The 21,031-nt window shown below is 47.2% G+C and carries 20 protein-coding genes; all 20 read left to right on the top strand.

Annotated elements, in window-relative coordinates:
* The first annotated feature begins 6 nt into the window (after window positions 1-6).
* The 20 genes from rsmH (at window position 7) to Q4E64_RS09705 (ending at window position 20,966) form a co-directional block, all read left to right on the top strand.
* On the top strand, window positions 7-939 hold the full coding sequence (gene rsmH / locus Q4E64_RS09800) for a 16S rRNA (cytosine(1402)-N(4))-methyltransferase RsmH (protein WP_303167712.1): 933 nt from the start codon (window positions 7-9) through the stop codon (window positions 937-939).
* 24 nt (window positions 940-963) lie between these two features.
* A complete protein-coding gene (locus Q4E64_RS09795) occupies window positions 964-1,365 on the top strand; it encodes a septum formation initiator family protein (protein ID WP_303167710.1) in 402 nt (133 codons plus the stop codon).
* Between the two features lie 97 nt (window positions 1,366-1,462).
* On the top strand, window positions 1,463-2,947 hold the full coding sequence (locus tag Q4E64_RS09790; RefSeq protein WP_303167709.1) for a UDP-N-acetylmuramoyl-L-alanyl-D-glutamate--2,6-diaminopimelate ligase: 1,485 nt from the start codon (window positions 1,463-1,465) through the stop codon (window positions 2,945-2,947).
* Complete coding sequence (murF, locus tag Q4E64_RS09785; protein ID WP_303167707.1) at window positions 2,944-4,308, top strand: UDP-N-acetylmuramoyl-tripeptide--D-alanyl-D-alanine ligase; 1,365 nt, start codon at window positions 2,944-2,946, stop codon at window positions 4,306-4,308. The genes Q4E64_RS09790 and murF overlap by 4 nt, the downstream gene beginning before the upstream one ends.
* Before the next feature lie 50 nt (window positions 4,309-4,358).
* Window positions 4,359-5,321, top strand: a complete 963-nt coding sequence (mraY, locus tag Q4E64_RS09780) for a phospho-N-acetylmuramoyl-pentapeptide-transferase (protein ID WP_303167706.1) — start codon at window positions 4,359-4,361, stop codon at window positions 5,319-5,321.
* Between the two features lie 12 nt (window positions 5,322-5,333).
* Complete coding sequence (gene murD, locus Q4E64_RS09775; RefSeq protein WP_303167705.1) at window positions 5,334-6,692, top strand: UDP-N-acetylmuramoyl-L-alanine--D-glutamate ligase; 1,359 nt, start codon at window positions 5,334-5,336, stop codon at window positions 6,690-6,692.
* Window positions 6,693-6,708: 16 nt separating this feature from the next.
* Window positions 6,709-7,812: an undecaprenyldiphospho-muramoylpentapeptide beta-N-acetylglucosaminyltransferase gene (gene murG, locus Q4E64_RS09770; RefSeq protein ID WP_303167704.1), complete on the top strand. Its 1,104-nt coding sequence runs from the start codon at window positions 6,709-6,711 to the stop codon at window positions 7,810-7,812.
* A gap of 74 nt (window positions 7,813-7,886) precedes the next feature.
* Window positions 7,887-9,224 carry a UDP-N-acetylmuramate--L-alanine ligase gene (murC, locus tag Q4E64_RS09765; RefSeq protein WP_368501566.1) on the top strand — a complete coding sequence of 446 codons (1,338 nt, stop codon included), beginning with the start codon at window positions 7,887-7,889 and terminating at the stop codon, window positions 9,222-9,224.
* Window positions 9,221-10,159: a D-alanine--D-alanine ligase gene (locus Q4E64_RS09760; protein WP_303167702.1), complete on the top strand. Its 939-nt coding sequence runs from the start codon at window positions 9,221-9,223 to the stop codon at window positions 10,157-10,159. The genes murC and Q4E64_RS09760 overlap by 4 nt, the downstream gene beginning before the upstream one ends.
* A 61-nt stretch (window positions 10,160-10,220) precedes the next feature.
* The gene (locus Q4E64_RS09755; RefSeq protein WP_303167701.1) at window positions 10,221-10,994 is read left to right on the top strand and encodes a cell division protein FtsQ/DivIB; all 774 of its coding nucleotides are present in this window, start codon (window positions 10,221-10,223) and stop codon (window positions 10,992-10,994) included.
* A gap of 11 nt (window positions 10,995-11,005) precedes the next feature.
* On the top strand, window positions 11,006-11,713 hold the full coding sequence (locus tag Q4E64_RS09750; protein WP_303167700.1) for a DUF881 domain-containing protein: 708 nt from the start codon (window positions 11,006-11,008) through the stop codon (window positions 11,711-11,713).
* A complete protein-coding gene (locus tag Q4E64_RS09745; protein ID WP_303167699.1) occupies window positions 11,710-12,042 on the top strand; it encodes a small basic family protein in 333 nt (110 codons plus the stop codon). Before Q4E64_RS09750 ends, Q4E64_RS09745 begins: the two co-directional genes overlap by 4 nt.
* 100 nt (window positions 12,043-12,142) lie before the next feature.
* Complete coding sequence (ftsZ, locus tag Q4E64_RS09740) at window positions 12,143-13,228, top strand: cell division protein FtsZ (RefSeq protein WP_303167698.1); 1,086 nt, start codon at window positions 12,143-12,145, stop codon at window positions 13,226-13,228.
* Window positions 13,229-13,579: 351 nt separating this feature from the next.
* Entirely contained in the window at window positions 13,580-14,989 is a 1,410-nt protein-coding gene (gene wbaP / locus Q4E64_RS09735) for an undecaprenyl-phosphate galactose phosphotransferase WbaP (protein ID WP_303167697.1), read from the top strand.
* Between the two features lies 1 nt (window position 14,990).
* Window positions 14,991-15,743 carry a glycosyltransferase family 2 protein gene (locus tag Q4E64_RS09730; protein ID WP_303167696.1) on the top strand — a complete coding sequence of 251 codons (753 nt, stop codon included), beginning with the start codon at window positions 14,991-14,993 and terminating at the stop codon, window positions 15,741-15,743.
* Window positions 15,744-15,755: 12 nt separating this feature from the next.
* A complete protein-coding gene (locus tag Q4E64_RS09725) occupies window positions 15,756-16,853 on the top strand; it encodes a glycosyltransferase (protein WP_303167695.1) in 1,098 nt (365 codons plus the stop codon).
* Window positions 16,840-17,925, top strand: coding sequence for a glycosyltransferase family 2 protein (locus Q4E64_RS09720; RefSeq protein ID WP_303167694.1), 1,086 nt, complete (start codon window positions 16,840-16,842; stop codon window positions 17,923-17,925). Before Q4E64_RS09725 ends, Q4E64_RS09720 begins: the two co-directional genes overlap by 14 nt.
* A gap of 5 nt (window positions 17,926-17,930) precedes the next feature.
* Complete coding sequence (locus Q4E64_RS09715; RefSeq protein WP_303167693.1) at window positions 17,931-18,731, top strand: ABC transporter permease; 801 nt, start codon at window positions 17,931-17,933, stop codon at window positions 18,729-18,731.
* Window positions 18,732-18,741: 10 nt separating this feature from the next.
* Window positions 18,742-20,058, top strand: coding sequence for an ABC transporter ATP-binding protein (locus Q4E64_RS09710; RefSeq protein ID WP_303167692.1), 1,317 nt, complete (start codon window positions 18,742-18,744; stop codon window positions 20,056-20,058).
* Window positions 20,055-20,966, top strand: coding sequence for a hypothetical protein (locus tag Q4E64_RS09705; protein WP_303167691.1), 912 nt, complete (start codon window positions 20,055-20,057; stop codon window positions 20,964-20,966). Before Q4E64_RS09710 ends, Q4E64_RS09705 begins: the two co-directional genes overlap by 4 nt.
* Window positions 20,967-21,031: the final 65 nt, after the last annotated feature.

Here is a 21,031-nt window from a genome sequence, read left to right as displayed (position 1 = left end):
GCAAAGATGGAATTTAAGCATGTGAGTATCCTGCTTGCTGAAAGCGTGTATTTTTTGATAACAGATAAAAATGGTATTTATGTGGACTGCACCATGGGAGGCGCAGGGCACAGCAGCGGCTTTGCGGCGCAGCTGGAGCCTGGCGGCCTGCTGTTAGGCATCGACCAGGACGACGACGCTATTGCCGTTGCTTCGGAGCGGCTGCTGCATCGCTTTGCCTGCCGCACTGCCGTAGCCAAAGCTAATTTTAAGGATTTTACCCAGGTTTTGGACGGTATGGGCATAGATAAAATCGACGGAATTTTTTTCGATTTAGGCGTATCCAGCTATCAGCTGGACTGCGCGGAGCGTGGCTTTAGTTATATGCACGACGGCCCGCTGGATATGCGCATGAACCGCGAGGCTAAGCTGGACGCGGCCTATGTAGTGAATAATTATAAGGAAGAAGAATTAGCGGAAATTATTCATAAATACGGCGAGGAGCGCTGGAGCAAGCGCATCGCTCAGTTTATTGTCGCAGCGCGCAAGGAAAAGCCGCTGACAACTACCTTTGAACTGGTGGAGGTTATCAAAAAGGCCATTCCCAAGGGAGCGCGCATCGACGGGCCCCATCCGGCCAAGCGCACTTTTCAGGCGATTCGCATTGAGGTGAACAACGAGCTGGGAATTTTAGCAGACACGATGGAGCAGGCCGTGGACAGGCTTAAAAGCGGCGGTCGTATCGGCGTGATAACCTTTCATTCATTGGAGGACAGAATTATTAAGCAGACCTTTGCCAGGCTGGCTAAGGGCTGTACCTGTCCGCCGCAGCTGCCGGTGTGCGTGTGCGGCAAAAAGCCGCTGTTGAAAAAAACGGGCAGCATCGTTCCGTCCGCAGCGGAAGTGGAGGATAACCCCCGTTCCCGCAGCGCACGGCTGCGTTATGCTATTAAAATTTAGGAAAGATTTAAAGGGCGTGGAAGCATGTTAGCAAGAAAATATGATAATTACGCATGGGAGGAGCAGCAGACAGAGGTCAGCCAGCCTGTGCGGCGAGTAAAAATCAATACCGACCCTTACCGCAGACTGCGTTCACGCTTGATGATTTTTGCAGCAGTAGTTTTGGGAACCTATTTGCTGACGGTATTTCGCAGCGAAGCCATGGTGCAGTATGGCAATCAGCTGGTGAGTATGCAGCAGCAGGAAGCGCAGCTGATAGATAAAAATAATGAGCTGAAAATAGAGGTGGAGCAGCTGAAGGGACCGGAACGCATTATCGGACTGGCGGAGCAGCGCTTGGGTATGAGCGTGGCGCGCAGTAATATTTATGTGAAGGCTGCCGGCCAAAAAAATCCGGGCAACTCTTTTACAGTAGCGGCTAAATAAGCGTAGCTATTGCGAGAGACTTGTGATATAATTTGAATAAGATTTTTGGGAGGAGGCAGCCATGGCGGCTGCCCTTTCAATTTAGGAGGCAAGTTTTATGGAAAAGCGATTGGCTGAGCTCCTCAATTTGCTGCCCCAGGCCCAGGCGACCGGCAGCGTCGATAAAATTATTACCGATATTACTGCCGATTCTCGCACAGTAAAGGCAGGCAGCTTGTTTATCTGCTTGAAGGGCGCGACGGTTGATGGACATAAATTTTTGCCCATGGCGGCTGCCAAGGGCGCCGTGGCCGCTATTGTGGAGGATATGCCTGCCGAGGCTCCTGCCGGCGTTACGCTGATTAAGGTGCAGAACACCCGCGCCGCTATGGAGCTGGTAACGCCCTTCTTTTTCGATTATCCCGGCAAGCAGCTGCGCATGATAGGCGTGACCGGTACAAACGGCAAGACTACGACGACTAATATCATTCGTTTGATTCTGCGTAAGGCCGGTTATAAGGTAGGACTGATCGGCACCATCAATATTATGATTGAGGATGAGATTTCTGAATCTCACAATACTACGCCGGACGTAGTGGATTTGCAGAAAGCGTTGTACGCTATGCGCTGCGCGGGCTGCGATTACTGCGTGATGGAGGTCTCCAGCCACGCGCTGGCCTTGAACCGCGTGGCTGGCATCGAGTACGACTGCGCTGTTTTAACCAATATTACTCAGGATCATCTTGATTTTCATAAAACCATGGAAAATTACCGCGACGCTAAAAGCCTGCTGTTTGAGCATTTGACGGACGGCGATAAGCCGAATAAAAACGCGGTGTTTAATATGGACGATCCCAGCTCCGCGATTATTAAAGCAAGAACAAAAGCTAACGCGCTGACCTACGGCGAAGGGCATGATAACGATATTTATCCTTTGAGCTTTACGGTAGAGCCTAAGCATATGCAGCTTTTGCTGCACACGCCGGTGGGCGAAATGGATTTGGAGCTGAAAATTACCGGCGAGTTCAATGTTTATAATGTTATGGGCACAGTGGCCGCTATGCTGGCGGAAGGGATAGATAAGGAAATTATCCGCTCCGTGCTGGACGGCTTCGACGGCGTGCCCGGACGCTTCCAACTGGTGGAAGCAGGGCAGCCCTATACGGTAATTGTGGATTACGCGCATACGCCCGACGGATTGGAGAACGTGCTGAAAACGGCCCGCTCCATTACCAAGGGCAAGCTGTGGGTTGTTTTCGGCTGCGGCGGCGACCGCGATAATAAAAAGCGTCCGATTATGGGCGCGCTGGCCTTGGAGCTGGCTGATAACGTGGTAGTAACCTCCGATAATCCGCGTACCGAAGACCCGGAGCTGATTATCGACGAGATTTTCACCGCTTTGCAGAAGATTCCTCAGGGCAAGCAGGTGGCGCGTTTGTCCGACCGGCGCGAGGCTATCGATTATGCTTTGGCTCATGCCGCGGATAACGATGTTATTCTGATTGCGGGTAAGGGGCACGAAAATTACCAGATTTTGAAGGATCGCACGATTCATTTTGACGATAAAGAAGTAGTCATGGAGTATTGGGGTGAGAGAAAATGATAAAAGCCAGCGAAATTATAGCGGCAACCAACGCTGTGCGCGACGATTTTGAATTTGCCGGCGTGACTACGGATTCGCGGGCGGTGAAGCCGGGCGAATTATTTGTGGCTTTAAAGGGCGGCAATTTTGACGGACACGATTATTGCGCTAAGGCCGTGGCCTTGGGCGCTTCCGGCGTAGTCATTTCTCACGACATCGAGCGGCTGCCTGCGGGAGCGGCGGTGTTCAGAGTGCAGGATACGCTGCTGGCCTATCAGCAGCTGGCCCGCGCTTACCGCCGCAGGCAGAAGAGCCTGAAGGTTTTCGCCATTACCGGTTCTAACGGCAAAACGTCGACCAAGGATTTGCTGGCCGCCTGCCTGAGCGTAAAGTATAATGTGGTTAAGACCCAGGGCAATTTTAATAATGAGATCGGATTGCCGAAAACCCTGCTGGATATTAAGCCGGATACGGATATCGCCGTAGTGGAAATGGGTATGCGCGGCTTAGGCCAGATTGAGGAGCTGTGCCGGATTGCCGAGCCGGACAGCGGCTTGATAACCAACGTCGGCGAAACTCATATGGAGCTTTTGGGCAGCATGGATAATATTGCCAAGGCCAAAAGCGAGCTGGTAGTTGACCTGCCTGCGGAGGGCTTTGCCGTGCTGAACGGCGATAACGAATATGTGCTGCGCGCCGCTTCGTTGACTAAGGCGAAGGTAGTATATTTCGGCTTGAGCGAAGGCTGCGATTATCGCGGCAGCGATATTGCCACTTCTGCCGGGGGCACGACCTTCACCTGTACGGAAAAGGCTACGGGCAAAAGTGTGCGGGTGCGTTTGCAGCTGATTGGCGAGCATAATGTGTATAACGCCTTGTCCGCTATCGCGGGCGCCGCCTGCTACGGCGTCAGCATGGAGGACAGCGCCAGGGCGCTGGCGACGGCGCGGCTGACCGGCAGCCGTCAGGAAATTATTTACATTGGCGATATTACTTTTATCAACGACGCTTATAACGCCAGCCCCGCTTCTATGGAGGCTGCTTTAAAAACGCTGGCGGAGGCCAAAAAGGCTGTGCGCGGCAAGGGCCGTACTATCGCCGTGCTGGCCGATATGCTGGAGCTGGGCGCAATCAGCGAGGATGCGCACCGCCGCGTAGGCCGCTGGGCCGTGGAATACGGCGTGGATTATGTGCTGACCTATGGGGAGCAGGCTGCCTATATCAGCGACGAGGTGCAGAAGCTGGGCGGCAAGACGCGCCACTGCGGCAGCCGTCAGGAGGCGGCCGATAATCTGAGGCTGTTGGCCGAGGCAGGGGATATTATCCTGCTGAAGGGCTCCAACTCTATGCAGGTGGGACGCATGCTGGAGCTGTTTAAATAAGCCCGGCGGCGTTATGCTTTGGAATTACTAATGATTGTTGAGGGACGTTTATGTTTAAATTAGTTGCAATCCCCGTAACTGCTTTTATCGTGTGCGCGCTGATCGGCCCGGTGCTGATCAAATATCTGCATAAATTAAATTTTGGGCAGTCCATCCGTGAATGCGGCCCTGCCAGCCATATGAAGAAAAGCGGCACGCCGACCATGGGCGGACTGATGATGCTGGCGGCGTTGGCGCTGGCTCTTTTATGGGGTTCGTTTACGCCCCGCGTGGTTATCGCTTTGGTGCTGACCTTGGGTCACGGGGCTATAGGATTTATCGACGATTATATTAAGGTTGTAATGAAGCGCAATCTGGGCCTGACGGCTAAGCAAAAATTTTTGCTGCAATTTATTTTGGCAGGCGCTTATGTGTATTTTGCCGAAACGCATATCGGCAATACGGAGCTGTGGGTTCCGGGGCTGAACGTCACGCTGGATTTTGGCTGGGGTTATTACGCGCTGGCCTTTGTGCTGCTGGTGGGCACGACTAACGCCGTGAATCTTACGGACGGCTTGGACGGGCTGGTATCCTTTGTGAGCCTGCCGGTGACGCTGGCCTTCGCTTTTATCGCCTATATGCAGGGTCTGTTGGATTTGAGCGGCTTTGCTTTGGGTATGGCGGGCGCTTGCCTGGGCTTTTTGCTGTTTAACCGTCACCCGGCGCAGGTGTTTATGGGCGACACGGGCTCGCTGGCCTTGGGCGGCGGCGTGGCGGCGCTGGCGCTGCTGACGCGCACGGAGCTGCTGCTGGTGATTATCGGCGGCGTTTATGTGGCCGAAGCTTTGTCCGTTATTATTCAGGTAGGCTACTTCCGACTGACCGGCGGCAAGCGGTTCTTCCGCATGGCGCCTGTGCATCACCATTTTGAGCTGGGCGGCTGGCGCGAGGTTAAGGTGGTGCGCGTCTTTACGATTTTCAGCCTGGCGCTGTCCGCTGCGGGATTGTGGCTGTGGCTGACCGCTGTTTTATAGGAGGCATCCATAATGATGCAAAAGGCTGTAATAGTCTACGGCGCAGGTATCAGCGGCCGCGGCGCGGCGCAGGTGCTGGCACAGCGTGGACAACAGGTGTTTTTATATAACGACGCTCCCTGCCAAATAGATGCAGAGCTGGCGCAGGAGCTGGCTGCCTGCGGCGGCGCTTTGGTTTGTGGGCAGAAAAGCTTTGACGGTTTGCTGGCTGAGGCGGGGCAGCTGGTGCTGTCGCCCGGCGTGCCTTGCGATGCGCCCCATGTTTTTGAGGCGGAGACCCGCGGGCTGGAGGTTATTAGCGAAATTGAATTAGGCTACCGTTTATACGGCGGGCATATAGCCGCTATTACCGGTACTAACGGCAAGACTACGACTACGACTATCGTGGGAGAAATGTTCAAGCGCCTGTCCGTGCCCAGCGCGGTGGGTGGCAACATCGGCCTGGCTTTGTCCAAGGAGGTGGAGCACCTGCCTGCTAACGGCTGGCTGGCGGCGGAGCTGAGCAGCTTTCAGCTGGAAAAGGTGAAGGACTTCTGTCCCGATATTGCCGTAGTGCTGAATTTAACGCCCGATCATTTGGAGCGCCATCATACGATGGAGGCTTACGGCGAGGCTAAGAAAAATATTTTCCGCAGGCAGGGGCCGCAGCAGATCACCGTGCTGAATTACGACGATCCGATTGTACGCGGCTGGGCCGCCGCAAGCAGAGGGCAGATCTGCTATTTCAGCAGAAAAGTCTGTCTGGATGCGGGAATTTTTATGCAAAATGGTAATTTTGTGATAAAATGGAATAATACAACAAATGTTGTTTGCAATATAGACGAGCTGCACTTATTTGGCGGGCACAACGAAGAAAATGTGCTGGCAGCCATTGCCTGCGGTTATTTTGCCGGCGTGTCCATTGAGGATATGGCGGATGTGCTGCGCAACTTTCACAGCATCGAGCATCGCCTGGAATATGTAAGAACCATTAAAGGCGTGCCCTATTACAACGATTCCAAGGCAACCAATACGGATTCGGCTATTAAAGCTTTGGAGGCCTTTAAGGACGGGCATATTATTTTGCTGGCCGGAGGCCATGATAAGCTGACGGAGCTGGAGCCTATGATGCGGCTGGTTAAGGAAAAATGCGACGCGCTGATCCTTTTGGGCGAGGCGAAGGAGCGCTTTTATCAGGCAGCCGTGGAATGCGGCGTGGAGCATATCCTGCTGGCGTCCTCCTTTGAGGATGCTGTGCGGCAGGCGTATGCAATGGCGCGGCCGCCCCAGACGGTGCTGCTGTCTCCGGCCTGCTCGTCTTACGATATGTTTAAAAACTACCCTGAGCGCGGCCGCTGCTTTAAGCAGCTGGTAAACGATTTGCCGCAGTAAGGGAGGAGGAAAAATTGTGAAGGTCATTCTTTCCGGCGGCGGTACCGGCGGGCATATTTACCCGGCGCTGACTATCGCCGACCAGATCAAAAAGCTGTGTCCTGACGCCGATATCAGTTTTGTCGGCACGCGGCAGGGTTTAGAAAAGGATATTATTCCCCGCTACGGCTATCCGCTGCAATTTATCGAGGTGGCGGGCTTTAAACGCAGCTTAAGCTTCGATACGTTGCGCAGCGTCGGCAAGCTGTTTACGGGCCTGTGCGACGCTTACAAAATTATCAAGGAACAGCGTCCCGACTTGGTTATCGGTACGGGCGGCTATGTCTGCGGGCCCATCGTTTTGCTGGCGGCGCTGCATAACATTCCCTGCTGCATTCAGGAGCAGAACGCTATGCCCGGCGTGACTAATAAGATTTTGGCCCGTTATGTGCGCAAGGTCTTTTTAGGCTACAAGGAGGCCGGCAAATATTTTCACGGCAAGGCGGAGCTGGTCTATACCGGCAATCCTATCCGCAGCGAAATTCTGGAGCATACGCGGCAGGAGGCTGTGAAGAAGCTGGGTCTGGACCCGGAAAAGAAGACGATATTAGTTTCCGGCGGCAGTCGCGGCGCACGCAGCATCAATCAGGCGATGCTGGAGGCGGAGCTGGCGCTGTCGGGTCGCCTTGAGGTGCAGGTGCTGCACGCTACCGGCGACGTAAATTATGAGCAATATATGGAAGCGGTGCGCAAACGCGGCGGCGTGGCTGCTAATATTATTATTAAGCCGTATCTGCATAATATGCCCATGGCTTTGGCCGCGGCAGATCTGGCCGTATTCCGCGCCGGAGCTATCGGCCTGGCGGAGCTGACGGCCAAGGGCGTGCCTGCGGTGCTGGTGCCATACCCCTACGCAACGGCCAACCATCAGGAATTTAACGCCAGAGCGGTAGAAGCCCGCGGTGCGGCGCAGGTTATTTTGGATAAGGAGCTGACGGGAGAACGTATCCTGGAGGCTATCGAACATTTGCTGTTACACGAAAAGGATTTGGAGAAGATGCAGGCGGCGGCTAAAGCGCTAGGGCAGCCGCAGGCGGCGGAAACCATCGCTAAGCAGGCCTTGGCGTTGGCGAAGAAATAGGAGGGTGTCCAGTGGCGGAAAATAAGTTAGCTAATCTGCATAATATACACTTTATCGGCATCGGCGGCGCGGGCATGAGCGCGGTCGCCTATGTGCTTATTAAACGCGGCTATGATGTGAGCGGGTCCGATTTGAACGCTGGCCATATGTCCGCGCATTTGGCGGAGGCTGGAGCGATGGTTTTTATGGGACATGACGCCTGTCAGGTGGACGACGCCGACGCAGTGGTTATTTCCACGGCAATACATCCCAATAACCCGGAGCTGGTGGCTGCTAAAAAACGCGGGATTCCGGTGCTGCACCGCAGCGACGTTCTGGCCGCCGTTCTGAACGCCGACGACGCTAAGGGAGTCGCGATAGCCGGGGCTCATGGCAAGACTACGACCAGCGCTATGATTTCCTGCATTGCCGCAGCCAGCGGCGTCGACCCTACGGTGGTTATCGGCGGCGAGGTAAGTAGCCTGGGCGGTAACGCTTTAAACGGCGCAGGCCCCTGGGTAGTAGCGGAGGCCGACGAAAGCGACGGCTCCTTCCTGAAATTTTATCCTTATCTGGCAGTAGTGACCAATATTGAGGACGACCATCTGGACCATTACGGTACGGAAGAAAATATTTATTTAGCCTTTAAGCAATTTTTAAGCAATATCAAGGAGGGCGGCAAGGCGATTTTATGCGCCGATAACCCAAAGGTGCGGCGCCTGGCTGCCGAAACCGATAAAACCGTCGTTACCTATGGCATGGAGGGCGAGGGCGCCGATTACATAGCTGAAAATGTGAACTACGGCGTCAACGGCACCACCTACGAGCTGTATTATCGCGGCGAGCTGACGGCGAAGGTGCAGCTAATGGTGCCGGGGCGTCATAATGTGCTTAACTCCCTGGGCGCTTTTGCGGCAGCCCGCGAGATGGGCATTGACGTGCCGGTTATTTTGGAGGCTCTGAAAAAATTCGGCGGCGCTAAACGCCGTTTTGAAACTAAGGGCAAGGTGAACGGCGTTTGGGTAGTGGACGATTACGCCCATCATCCTACGGAAATCGGCGTGACCTTGAAGGCTGCCCGTCAGACGCGGCCGCAGCGCCTGCTGTGCGTGTTCCAGCCTCACCGCTATACGCGTACGCAGCTGCTGTTCGACGAATTCTGCCAGAGCTTTACCGAATGCGACGAGCTTATTCTGACGGATATTTACGCCGCCAGCGAGGAGCCGATTCCCGGCGTGTCCAGCGCTAAGCTGGCCGAGGGCATTCAGGCGGCGACGGGGCAGAAGGTTTTATATATTCCGCGTTTGGATAAGGCGGAGGAATATCTGGAGCGTCAGGCTCAGCCCGGCGATTTGATTATGACCGTCGGCGCGGGCGACGTTTTTAAAATTGGCGAAGAATTAGTGAGAGAATTGGAGCGTAAAGCAAAATGAATAAACAAGATGTAGTGGCAGTAGTTTTGGGAGGACCTTCCTCCGAAGCGGAAATTTCGCGCATTACCGGCGGCGCTATTGCCGCCGCTTTAAGAGAAAAAGGCTATAACGCCAAAGAGGTGGAGCTTGTTCCCGACAGATTATTGAGCCAGCTGCACGCTATGAACGCCAAGGTCGTTTTTAATGCGGTGCATGGCAAGTACGGCGAGGACGGACGCTTGCAGAGCCTTTTGGAGGCTGCAGGCATTCCCTATACCGGCTGCGGCGTTTTAGCCAGCGCTGTGAGCATGGATAAATCCGCTACCAAACGCTTTTTGCAGTCCGCGGGCATCGCTACGCCCCGCTGCCTGATTCTGCATAAACGCGAGTGCGGCGATTTAGCCGCCGTCAAGGAGCAGGTGCTGCGGGAGTTTGGCGTGCCAGTCGTTATTAAGGCTGCGTCCCAGGGCTCCAGCATCGGCGTATATATGATTAAAAACGAAGCTGAGATCGAGCCTGCCTTAAAGGAAGCCTTCGATTATTCCGCTAACGTATTGGTAGAGGAATGTATTGTGGGCAAGGAGCTGACAGTGGCCATTATGGAGGAAGCAGGGCAGCCTAAGCCGTTGCCTGTTATCTGGATTGCCCCGCATTCCGGCGCGTATGATTTCCATTCCAAATATACTAAGGGCGCTACCGACTACCATTGTCCGGCGCCTTTGGGCGAAGCAATTACCGCTCATGTGCAGCAGCTGGCAGTCGCCGCTTATAATGTGCTGGGCCTGAGCGGTGTGGCGCGCATTGATTTGATGCTGGACGAGCAGGGCCAGGGCTATGTTTTGGAGGCCAACACTGTTCCCGGCATGACGGCTACCAGCCTTGTGCCCAAGGCGGCAGCTGCCGTGGGCATCAGCTTTCCTGAGCTGTGCGAGCGCATTTTGCTGAGCGCTAAATAATCATCGTTGGTAAACGCGCCGCCGGGCGGCGTGCCGCGTACTGATAAAGGAGATGCAAGCCATGGCGACAATCAAGGAACGCCTGCGGGCTCACAAACGGCGCAAACGCTTAAGGGCGTTGGGGATGCTGCTGGCTCTGGGCGCTGCGGCCTATGGCTTGCAGTTCGGCTGGAGCTATATTCATCAGCCCGGCTTGGCCTTTGGCAGCGTCGTTATTCATGGGACTAATCTGCTGACCGAGGAAGAAGCTATCAAGCTGGGAGGCAGCGAGCCGCCCTTCAACTTTTTCAATGTCAGCGCCGGACGGCTGCAGGACGCTTTAAACCACGATATCCGCTTTCAAAACGCCAGAGTCGTTTATCGCTGGCCCGCAGGTTTGGAGGTAACGGTGGAGGAACGCCAGCCGGCTTTGTATGTGGCCAACTCTTACCGCAGCTATTTGCAGCTGGATTATAACGGCGTAGTGATGAACGTCACTACGGGGATCCCCGACGCCCGCGCGCCGCTGCTGGTGGGCGTGCAATGCGGCAATGTTTTCCTGGGCGACCCTGTGGGCAACGACAGCGTAATGGAAATACTGCAATTTTTGCAGCAGCTGGACGGCGACGCCCGCGACCGTATCGCCGAAATAGGCGTGGACGACAGAAACGAAGCGAAGCTGCGCCTGCGCGGCAGCTTTCCCATCCTGTTGGGGCCTGTGACCGAGCTGCCGCACAAAGCGCAGGTGTTTATGACGGTGTTTAACGAAATAAAAAATAAAAATATCCAAGCCGAATATATTGATTTAACCTTTGCTAAACCATACATTAAACTGGTGCCTGGAAAAGAAAAATGAGGGTGTAAGTAATGAAAGAATTAGTTGCTATGGATTTAAAGGGCAAGCTGGTCATTGCCTTTGTATTCATGGTTTTAGGCTTTATGCTGTCGGTGCAGTATAAAACCACGGAGCAGCAAAGGTCCATTCGGATGGATCGCGTAGAGGATTTGTCTGAACGCCTGAAGCTGGCAGAGACGGAGAATCAGCGTTTGCTGGCGGAAATAGATAATCTGCGCCAGCATGGAGCCGATAATCCTGATGATCCGGGGCAGGAGCGGCTGGAGCTGCTTGCCGGTACTACGGAAGTGGAAGGACAGGGTATTGAGGTTGTTTTGGACGACAGCAATATTCCCAAAAAAGCTAACGATAATCCTAATTTATATATTATCCACGACGAGGACCTGCTGCGCGTACTCAACGAGCTGCGCGCTGCTGGAGCCGAAGCCATCTCTCTTAACGACCAGCGTATCGTGGCCATGAGCGAGGTGCGCTGCGCCGGGCCGACAGTGTCCGTCAATAATGTCCGCAGCGCGCCGCCCTACGTAATTAAAGCCATCGGCGCGCCGAAAACGCTGACCAGCGCTTTGCGTTTGCGCGGCGGCGTGGTGGAAACCTTTGAGTTTTGGGGTATTCAGGTAAAAATAAAAACCGTAGAAAATCTGCGTGTTCCCGCGCTTAAGGCACCGCGTAATTTTGAATATGCCAAAGCCGTGGGCGAAAAGGAGGGGCAGAAATGATTTACTATGCAATACTTGGCCTGCTGGTCGGTTTTGTGGGCGGCATTTACTGTCCCTTCAGCCTGCCGCCTGAGTACGCCCGTTTGCTGGCCGTGGCGGTAATGGCCGGTATGGACGCTGTGCTGGGCGGCGTGCGCGCGTCCATGGAAAGTAAGTATGATACGCAGGTCTTTATTTCCGGCTTTTTTATCAACGGTATTTTAGCCGCGTTTTTATGCTATGCCGGTAATATGATCGGCATCGACCTGTATATTGTGGCCATTCTGATTTTTGGTATGCGTATCTTTCAGAATATGGGCGTCATTCGTCGGCTGTATATGGGAAAATAAATTTATTAAGGCAGCAGGAAAATAGCTCCTCGACGTTGAACTTATACTAATCAATGATTTTGTCAATAATGATACCCAGTAATTAAGGGGGACGTGGAATATGTTTGATGATGTAGAAACAACCTTCGATAACCTGGCCAATATTAAGGTTATCGGCGTAGGCGGCGGCGGCAACAACGCTGTCAACAGAATGATTGCGGCCGGAGTCCGCGGCGTGGAGTTTATCGCAGTTAACTGCGACGCTCAGGCCTTGCTGCTTTCCAAGGCTGAAACAAAAATTCAGATTGGCGAAAAGCTGACGAAGGGCTTAGGCGCAGGCGCTAATCCGGAAATCGGCGAAAAGGCTGCGGAGGAATCGCGCGAGCAGATCGTGGAAGCGCTGAAGGGCGCGGATATGGTTTTCGTTACCGCAGGTATGGGCGGCGGTACCGGCACCGGCGCAGCCCATGTAGTAGCGGAATGCGCTAAAGAGGTAGGCGCGCTGACTGTCGGCGTAGTTACCAAGCCCTTTATGTTTGAAGGACGCCGTCGTATGAACCAGGCCGAAAACGGTATAGTTAATCTGAAAGAAAAAGTAGATACTTTAATTACCATTCCTAACGACCGCTTGCTGCAGGTCATCGACCGCCGCACTTCTATGCTGGACGCCTTCCGCATTGCCGACGACGTTCTGCGTCAGGGTGTGCAGGGTATTTCCGATTTGATCGGCGTACCCGGTTTAATCAACGCCGACTTTGCCGACGTGAAAACCATTATGACTAACGCAGGCAGCGCTTTGATGGGCATTGGTACGGCTAAGGGCGAGGGCGGCGCTAAAGCTGCCGCCGAAGCCGCTATTAAGAGTCCGCTGCTGGAAGCTTCTGTGGACGGCGCTCAGGGAGTGCTGTTCAATATTACCGGCGGCAAGGAGCTGTCCTTGTTCGACGTAACCGAAGCTTCGCAGATTATTACGGACGCTGTGGACCCCAACGCCAATATTATCTTTGGCGCCGTTATCGACGAAGCGTTGGAGGACGAGATTCGCGTTACCGTTATCGCCACGGGCTTTGAAAAGAAGAACCCGGCTTTGAAGAGTGCGGCGCACGGACAAATGGGAATTAAAAATCCGGAAGCCGATAAGAAAAGCAGCTCCGTAATCACCGGCTTTAACGGCGGCAACGAAATTCCGCCTTGGCTGCGCAGATAAGCTTTGAGCCTGTTAATTTAATATTTGCTGTAAGAGGCCGCCGCAGGGCGGCCTTTTTATATGTACTGTTCTAAGAGTTATTCAAAAATAACTTTTAGGGCAGTTTTTTGTTTTACAGCGGCAGGTGCGACAGAATATTTTTGTTAGAACGGGCATTGGTGTAGCCGGCACGTTAGTGCTGCAACGCAAAAGTGCTCGATGCACTTTTGCTTGACTGGGGGGGACAAGGGGCTATAATTATATATGATATTATTTTTGATATTCATGATATTTGCTTGTGATTTGCATAAAATAACTTCGGAAAAAGTTGCGATGCAAAAGTAAAGCCTAAAGAGATGGGGAGTAGGTTTGGTGAAACGGTATTACGGAGCTGTGCTGATGCTGCTGTTCGTGCTGATGGATTATGCAGCGTTGATTATGGCAGAGCAAGGCGCTTTTATATTACGTAATATAATAACGCATTCGCAAAATCTGCATATTTCCTGGCTCAATTTCTGGATAGTATTTCCCAGCCTGTTCCTGCTCTTTATTCATCTGGGACAGCTGTACAGCCGCCGTATGCCCTTCTACAAGGAAGTGGAAAAACTGTTCCACGCCTGCTGCTACGGTACGCTGGCCGTAATTTTTGTTTTGTACGTGGCGCGCATCGCCGCCACCACCAGCAGAATGTTCGTGGGCTTATTCGGTATTCTGGCTTTCGTTTTCCTGACGCTGTTGCGGTACGGCGCTAAGCGTTTGCTGCTGCATTGGGATTTGCTGCAAGCGCCGACGATTATCATCGGCGCGGGCAAAACGGCGGAGCTGCTGGCGAAAAGCATTACGCAGGACGCGGGCATGGGCTATAAAATCGTCGGCCTTTTGGAAGATAACAAAGTGCAGCCGGGAGTCTTGCAAAAATATCCGGTTCTGGGTAAATTTGCCGACGCGGAAAAAGTGATTAAGGAAACGGGCGTCAAGCGGGTCTTTATCGCCGCGCCGGGGCTGGAAGAACGCAAGCTGGGGATGTTAATCTATCGCATCCAGCCGCTGGTAAAAAACATCGGCGTGATTCCCAATTTAGTGGGCGTGCCTTTGGGCGCTGTGGAAGCGGAAAGCATTTTCAACGAAAAGCTTTTAATCCTGCGTTTGAAGAATAATCTGGCGCGGCCGCTGAACCGCTGGCTGAAAACAATTTTCGATTACACGCTGACGATTGTTGGCACGATTTTGATTTCTCCGGTTTTACTGTTTATCGCCGCTTGGATTTATAAGGATTCGCCGGGGCCGGTGATTTTCAAGCACACGCGCGTCGGGAAGAACGGCAAACCGTTCCCCTGCTATAAATTCCGCAGTATGTGCGTGGACGCGAAAGAAAAACTGGCGGAACTGCTGGCTAACGACCCGGCAGCGCGGGCTGAGTGGGAAAAAGACTTCAAGCTGAAAAACGACCCGCGCATTACCAAAAGCGGCGCGTTCTTGCGCAAGACCAGCCTGGACGAGCTGCCGCAAATCTTTAACGTGCTGCGCGGCGAGATGAGCTTAGTAGGGCCCAGGCCGATAATCAAGGAGGAGCTGGCGCGCTACGGCGAGTACGTGGGCGATTATCTGATGGTGAAGCCTGGCATTACCGGTATGTGGCAGGTCAGCGGCCGCAGCGACACGACGTATGAAGAAAGAGTGCAGTTAGACAGCTGGTATGTGCGCAACTGGAGCGTGTGGCTGGACGTAATGCTGCTGTGGCGGACTTTTGCCGCGGTGTTGGGTAGAAGGGGAGCGTATTGAAATGTTAGAAGAATTATGTTCTGTAATCATGCCAGTATATAATTCAGAAAGTTATGTTACTTATTCAATTCGCTCTGTTCTTGAGCAAACGTATAGAAATATAGAATTCATTATTATTGATGACTGTTCTCGTGATAAAAGCCAGGCTATTATAGAAGCATTTGCTAAGCAGGATAAGCGAATCAAATTTATTCATAATAGTACCAATTTGGGTTGTGCAGCTACAAGAAATAAAGCAATTGCTATTAGCAAGGGAAAATATATTGCATTTATTGATAGCGATGATATTTGGTCGAAATGTAAACTTGAATTAGAAATCAATGAAGTTAAGCTGCGAAAATGCGATTTGGTATATACTTCTTACACCATCATTGATAACAATAATAAAATTATTAAACATAGGCCGGTTCCTGAGACAGCGCCGATAGATTCATTGTTAAAAGAAAATTCCATATGTTTTTCAAGCGTATTACTTAAGGCCGACGTAGCTAAAAAATATAATATGGATAGTCGATACTTCCATGAAGATTATTGTTATCTGTTGGATTTACTGCGTGATGGAATAGTTTTTCATGGATTGAATAATTGTTTAGTTAGGTATAGGGTGTCTGATCAAAACCGTTCAAAGAATAAGATCAAGTCGGCAAAGTATAGATGGAAAATCTATAGGGAGTATCTAAAATTAAATTTGATAGATTCTTGTAAATACTTTATTTCGTATTTTTTTAAGGGGATAAAAAAATATTATGTTTAAAGTGGTGCTTAGATGATACGAGTATTACATATTCTGCAAACACTGAATGTTTGTGGTGGCATAGAAAACTTTGTTATGAATTATTATCGTCATATTGATAAAAAGAAAATACAGTTTGATTTTCTGATACATGAATTGAGTGATGATAATTTTGTAGACGAAGTGGAAAGTTTAGGCGGAAGAGTATACTTAATGCCTAAGTTTACCATTAGTAATCTTTCTAAAATTATGAATAAGCTACAGTCTTTTTATAATGAGCATAAAGAGTATGATATCATTCACTGTCATATGGCTAATGCTGCTCCTTTTCATTTTTATTTCGCTAGAAATGGAGAGATAAGAATACTACATAGTCATCAACCATCTGGGGCAGATAGGCTTATCCATAGAATTAGAAACTACTTCTTGCTTAAAATGGCCAATGCTATGACAAATGTCAGATTTGCGGGCTCTCAAGATTCAGGATTTTTTTTATTTGGAAGTTACCCATTTACTATTATAAAAAATGCCGTAGAAGCAGATATTTTTAAAAATTCTGTTGTGTTTAGGGATTCTACAAGAAGACGCTTAGGATTGAATGATAGATTTGTTTTGGGGCATGTAGGTCGATTTGCACCTGTAAAGAACCATGTATTTTTGTTAGATATTATTCAAAAGCTAATAATTTTAAGACCCAAGGCAGTGCTTTGCTTGGTTGGTGAAGGAGAAAAAAAGAAAGCTATAATCAACGAGATTGCAAAGCGAGGATTACAAGATAATGTTATTATGCTCGATACTTGTAAAAATGTTGAAGAACTGTATTCTTCTTTCGATGTGTTTCTATTGCCATCTTTTTACGAAGGCTTTGGCTTGGTTGCAGTAGAGGCACAATATGCAGGTATTCATGTAATTGCCAGCAAGAATCGTGTGCCAGTAGAATCGAAGATAAGTAACTATCTTGAATTCTTGCCTTTAGAAAATGGTGCAGATGCTTGGGTTCAAAAGATAATAGAAATATGTGAAAACAAAGAGTCTATTGTTTTCGAAAGAGAGGATTATGATATTAGAATTCAGGCAAAGAGTTTAGAGAATATGTATTTGGAGCTGTATTCAAAAAATGAAAAAAACTGATAGTCCGCTTATAAGCGTTATAATACCATGTTTTAATCTGGAAAAGGTAATTGGAAAGTGTATTGATAGTATTGTGAATCAAACATATAAGAATCTTCAAATCATTGTTGTCAATGATGGGTCTTTAGATAATAGTAAAAGTATTATAGATACTTATGCAAAAAGTGACAGTAGAATTATGCCTATACATCAGGGTAATGGTGGAGTTGGGTGTGCGTATAACCAAGGCTTAAAAGCAGCAATTGGGGAATATATATATATTTTAGATGGTGACAATTATGTGGATTTGGATTTTCTAGAGACTTTGTTGTGCAGAAGTATTGAGGATAAATGTGATGTTGTTGTTTGTGATTACTGTTTAGAAAATTATTGTGACGGTCAATATGTACATTTTGGGAGTTTGGAATATCCTGCATTGAAAATGTATGGGAAAGAAGAAATTGCCACTTGCCTATTTGATATGTATAAAAAATATATATGGCAGTCTCCTTGTAATAAGTTGTATAAATCATGTCTTTTGAAGAATTTATATTTTGAAGAAAATAGAAACTACATGATGATTGTAGATAGTGATTTCAATATTCGTTTGTTAAATCGCATAAATAGTGTTGTTACTATAAATCAACCCCTTGTGCATTATGTACAATATGACTTGGACTTTAGAAAGCAAATTACTTCTATGTGGAAGTATAGATATGAGAGCAGGGCCTTAGAGTGTGAAGAGCGGCTTTTCCATTACTTAATAAATTACTTTGAAGCAGTTGGCGATGATAAAAAGATAGATAGACTAGAAGAAATTACGAACTATTTTGTTGGACGCTTTTTAAAGATTGCTCAGGTGTTGTTTTTGGATAAGCGTATTATAGGAAAAGTAAGAAAACAAGAGCTTAGGTATTTAAATAACAAAATTCAACTATTGTTTGATAATAAAAAAATTACATATATTCCGTATCGCATCCTGTACAATATGATTAAAAATAAGCGATGGATGCTTTTAAGAGTAATTTATGTAGTACTAAGCTATTGCCAAGGTTATTTACCAAGATTGTTTAAGATGATGAAAGCAGGTTAAGTATAATGGTGAACGTATTTCAGTTTTTTAAGAATATTATATTGTCTAGAAAGATACTATGTAATTTAGCAAAGAATGATTTGAAAGAAAGATATTCTGGATCCGTATTGGGACTGGCCTGGGCTATAGTTCAGCCGCTTTTTACTATCTGTATTATGTGGTTTGTTTTTAGCTTCGGGTTTAGATCTGTCCCAATTGATGACATACCATTTATTCTATGGTTATCAGCAGGGATGATTCCGTGGTTCTTTATGTCCGAAGCGTTTATTGCTACAGCCAACTGCGTTGTAGAGAAGTCTTATTTAGTAAAAAAGGTAGTATTTAATATAACTTTACTTCCGATAGTCAAGATAGTTTCCTTGCTATTTATTCATATTTTCTTTATAGCTTTATTGATTTTAATGTTTGGAATATATGGTTACTATCCCAATGCCATGTACTTACAACTGGCCTATTATGTTGTGGCTGCTGCTTGCTTTATTCTAGCACTATCCTACATTACTTCTTCAATTGTAGTTTTTTCCAAGGATTTTGGGCAGCTTATTGGTATAGTGGTTCAGTTTTTATTTTGGGCTACGCCTATTTTTTGGAATTTAACTCTCATACCAGCTGGGTATAGGTGGATTTTTAAGTTAAATCCTTGTTGGTATGTTGTTAATGGGTATAGGGATACTTTAATTTATCAAAAGTGGTTTTGGCAGAGCCCTGTTGAAACCATCATATTTTGGTGCATTACTTGCTTAGTAGGCGTGGTTGGAATAATGCTATTTAAGAAATTACGTCCTCATTTTGCAGATGTATTGTAGGGAGAATATTATGGAAGAAATTGCGATTGATATACAAAATTTATCGAAAGTGTATAAATTATATGAAAAGCCGATTGATAGGCTTAAAGAAACACTTTCTTTGACTGGTAAAAGTTACCATAAAGATTTTTACGCTTTGAATAATATTAATTTGCAAATAAAAAAAGGAGAAACAGTTGGTATTATTGGCAAGAATGGTGCGGGTAAGTCAACCTTGTTGAAAATAATTACTGGTGTGCTGTCACCTACAACTGGCAGTGTAAAAATTAATGGGCGAATTTCTTCTTTGCTGGAGCTTGGCGCTGGCTTTAATCCTGAATATACCGGCATTGAAAATATCTATTTAAATGGCACGATAATGGGAATGACTAAAGAAGAAGTAGACGAACGAATGCAGGATATTCTTGATTTTGCTGATATAGGAGATTTTGTTTACCAACCGGTTAAAACCTATAGTAGCGGTATGTATGTAAGACTTGCATTTTCTGTAGCTATCAATGTTAAACCGGATATTTTAATAGTTGATGAGGCTTTGGCTGTGGGTGATGCCAGGTTTCAGTTAAAGTGTTTTAAGAAATTGGACGAAATTAAGGAACACGGTACGACTATACTATATGTGTCACATGATATTGATCAAGTAAAATCATTTTGTAGTAGGGGTATCCTAGTTAATGACGGATTAATATTATATCAAGGAAGTACTAAAGAAGCAGCCGTAAAATATTTTGAGTTGATTTTTCCAAGGGAATTAAAAGAAAAAGAAGATATTATAAAAACAAACTTAAATGAATTCTCAAAAGGTGATGAATATTATTTATTAGAACCTGAAAAAGACAATAGGCTTAAAACTTTTGGAAAAGGTGGAGCCCAAATAGATTGGGTAAAAATATATGGTACCAATGGTACAAATGTTATCAATGGAGGTGATAATTTAGAGATAAATATAAAATACTCATGGAATAAAGAATTCGTAAGAATTCAACAAATAGAGAATAATCTTGCAAATGATTTAGGGATATCAGTCGCTTTAGCTGATGATAAAGGAAGCTATATATTTGGATGCAACAATTTTGATGCAAAAGTGAATGTAAATTTCAAAGAAAATGATCATGCTGTGGTGAAATTTATATTGAAACTTCCTTATCTAAGGTCCGGTACATATTTTTTAACATCTGCTATAGCACTTGGTACTCAAAATAAGCATATTCAATTAAGATGGTATGATTATTATGCTGAATTAAAATGTATATCGTGTAAAGAAAATGTATATGGGATTATACACTTGGATTACAATTTGATGATTATAAAAGGAGAAAATGAGAGATGAAAAAAATAATTCAAACTAGCAAAGATGATTTTTTAAATATTGCATTCGGATTATTAAAACATAGCAACACGTTATTAGATATTGGATGCGGAATTGTTCCACATGCCTATGTTCATCATAATGTGTATATAGCATGTGAGCCATTCGAAGAATATGTAAATATTCTTCGAAAGAATAGAGAGGAATTGTCAAATGCTGTCTATCTGGATAGTTGTGTAATAATTTTAAATGAAGACTGGAAATCAATGTTAGAGAAGTATGAAAATTATACAGTAGATAGTGTTTATCTTATTGACGTAATAGAACATTTACCAAAAGAGGAAGGAAGATACTTGCTTAGAAAAACTGAGAAAATGGCAAAAAAACAGATAGTAATTTTTACTCCTTTAGAATACATTGAACAAAAAACACTTCCTGGAAAGAAAGATGCATGGGGATTGAATGGTGCTGATTGGCAAGAACATAAGTCAGTTTGGACACCAAGTGATTTTGATAGTGATGATTGGACTTTTGTGGTATGCAAAGATTATCATGAAAAAAATAATATAGGAGAAGTGTTAGATAAACCTGTTGGTGCTTTTTGGGCAATCAAAGATATTAAGGAAAATAATAATCATAATGATATATTAGAAAATAAAGATATACGGGAAATGTATGAGGTGACTTTAAAAGAATCCTTGTTAAAAAAAGAAATATTAATAAATAAAATTAATGACGTCAAACAAGAGAATATAAACTTAAGGAAAGAGATAACTATGTTGTCAGAACAGAATTTGGAAAAATTGAAAGTATTATCTAAAACTATTGACGAGCAATCAAAAATAATATATTCTCTGGAAAATTCTAGAGGATATAAATGTTTAAAAATATACTGGAATATTAAAGAAAAGATAAAGAAATTTATATAAAAATTTTTACGGTTGATTGTAAAATGAAGTTGAACATGTAGAAAAAAGAAAATCCATAGAGCATT

It is taken from the genome of Phascolarctobacterium sp. (assembly GCF_030531065.1).
Classification (GTDB): Bacteria; Bacillota; Negativicutes; order Acidaminococcales; family Acidaminococcaceae; genus Phascolarctobacterium_A.
Note: the sequence above shows the minus strand (reverse complement) of the source record. Positions and strands in the feature narration are given on the sequence as shown.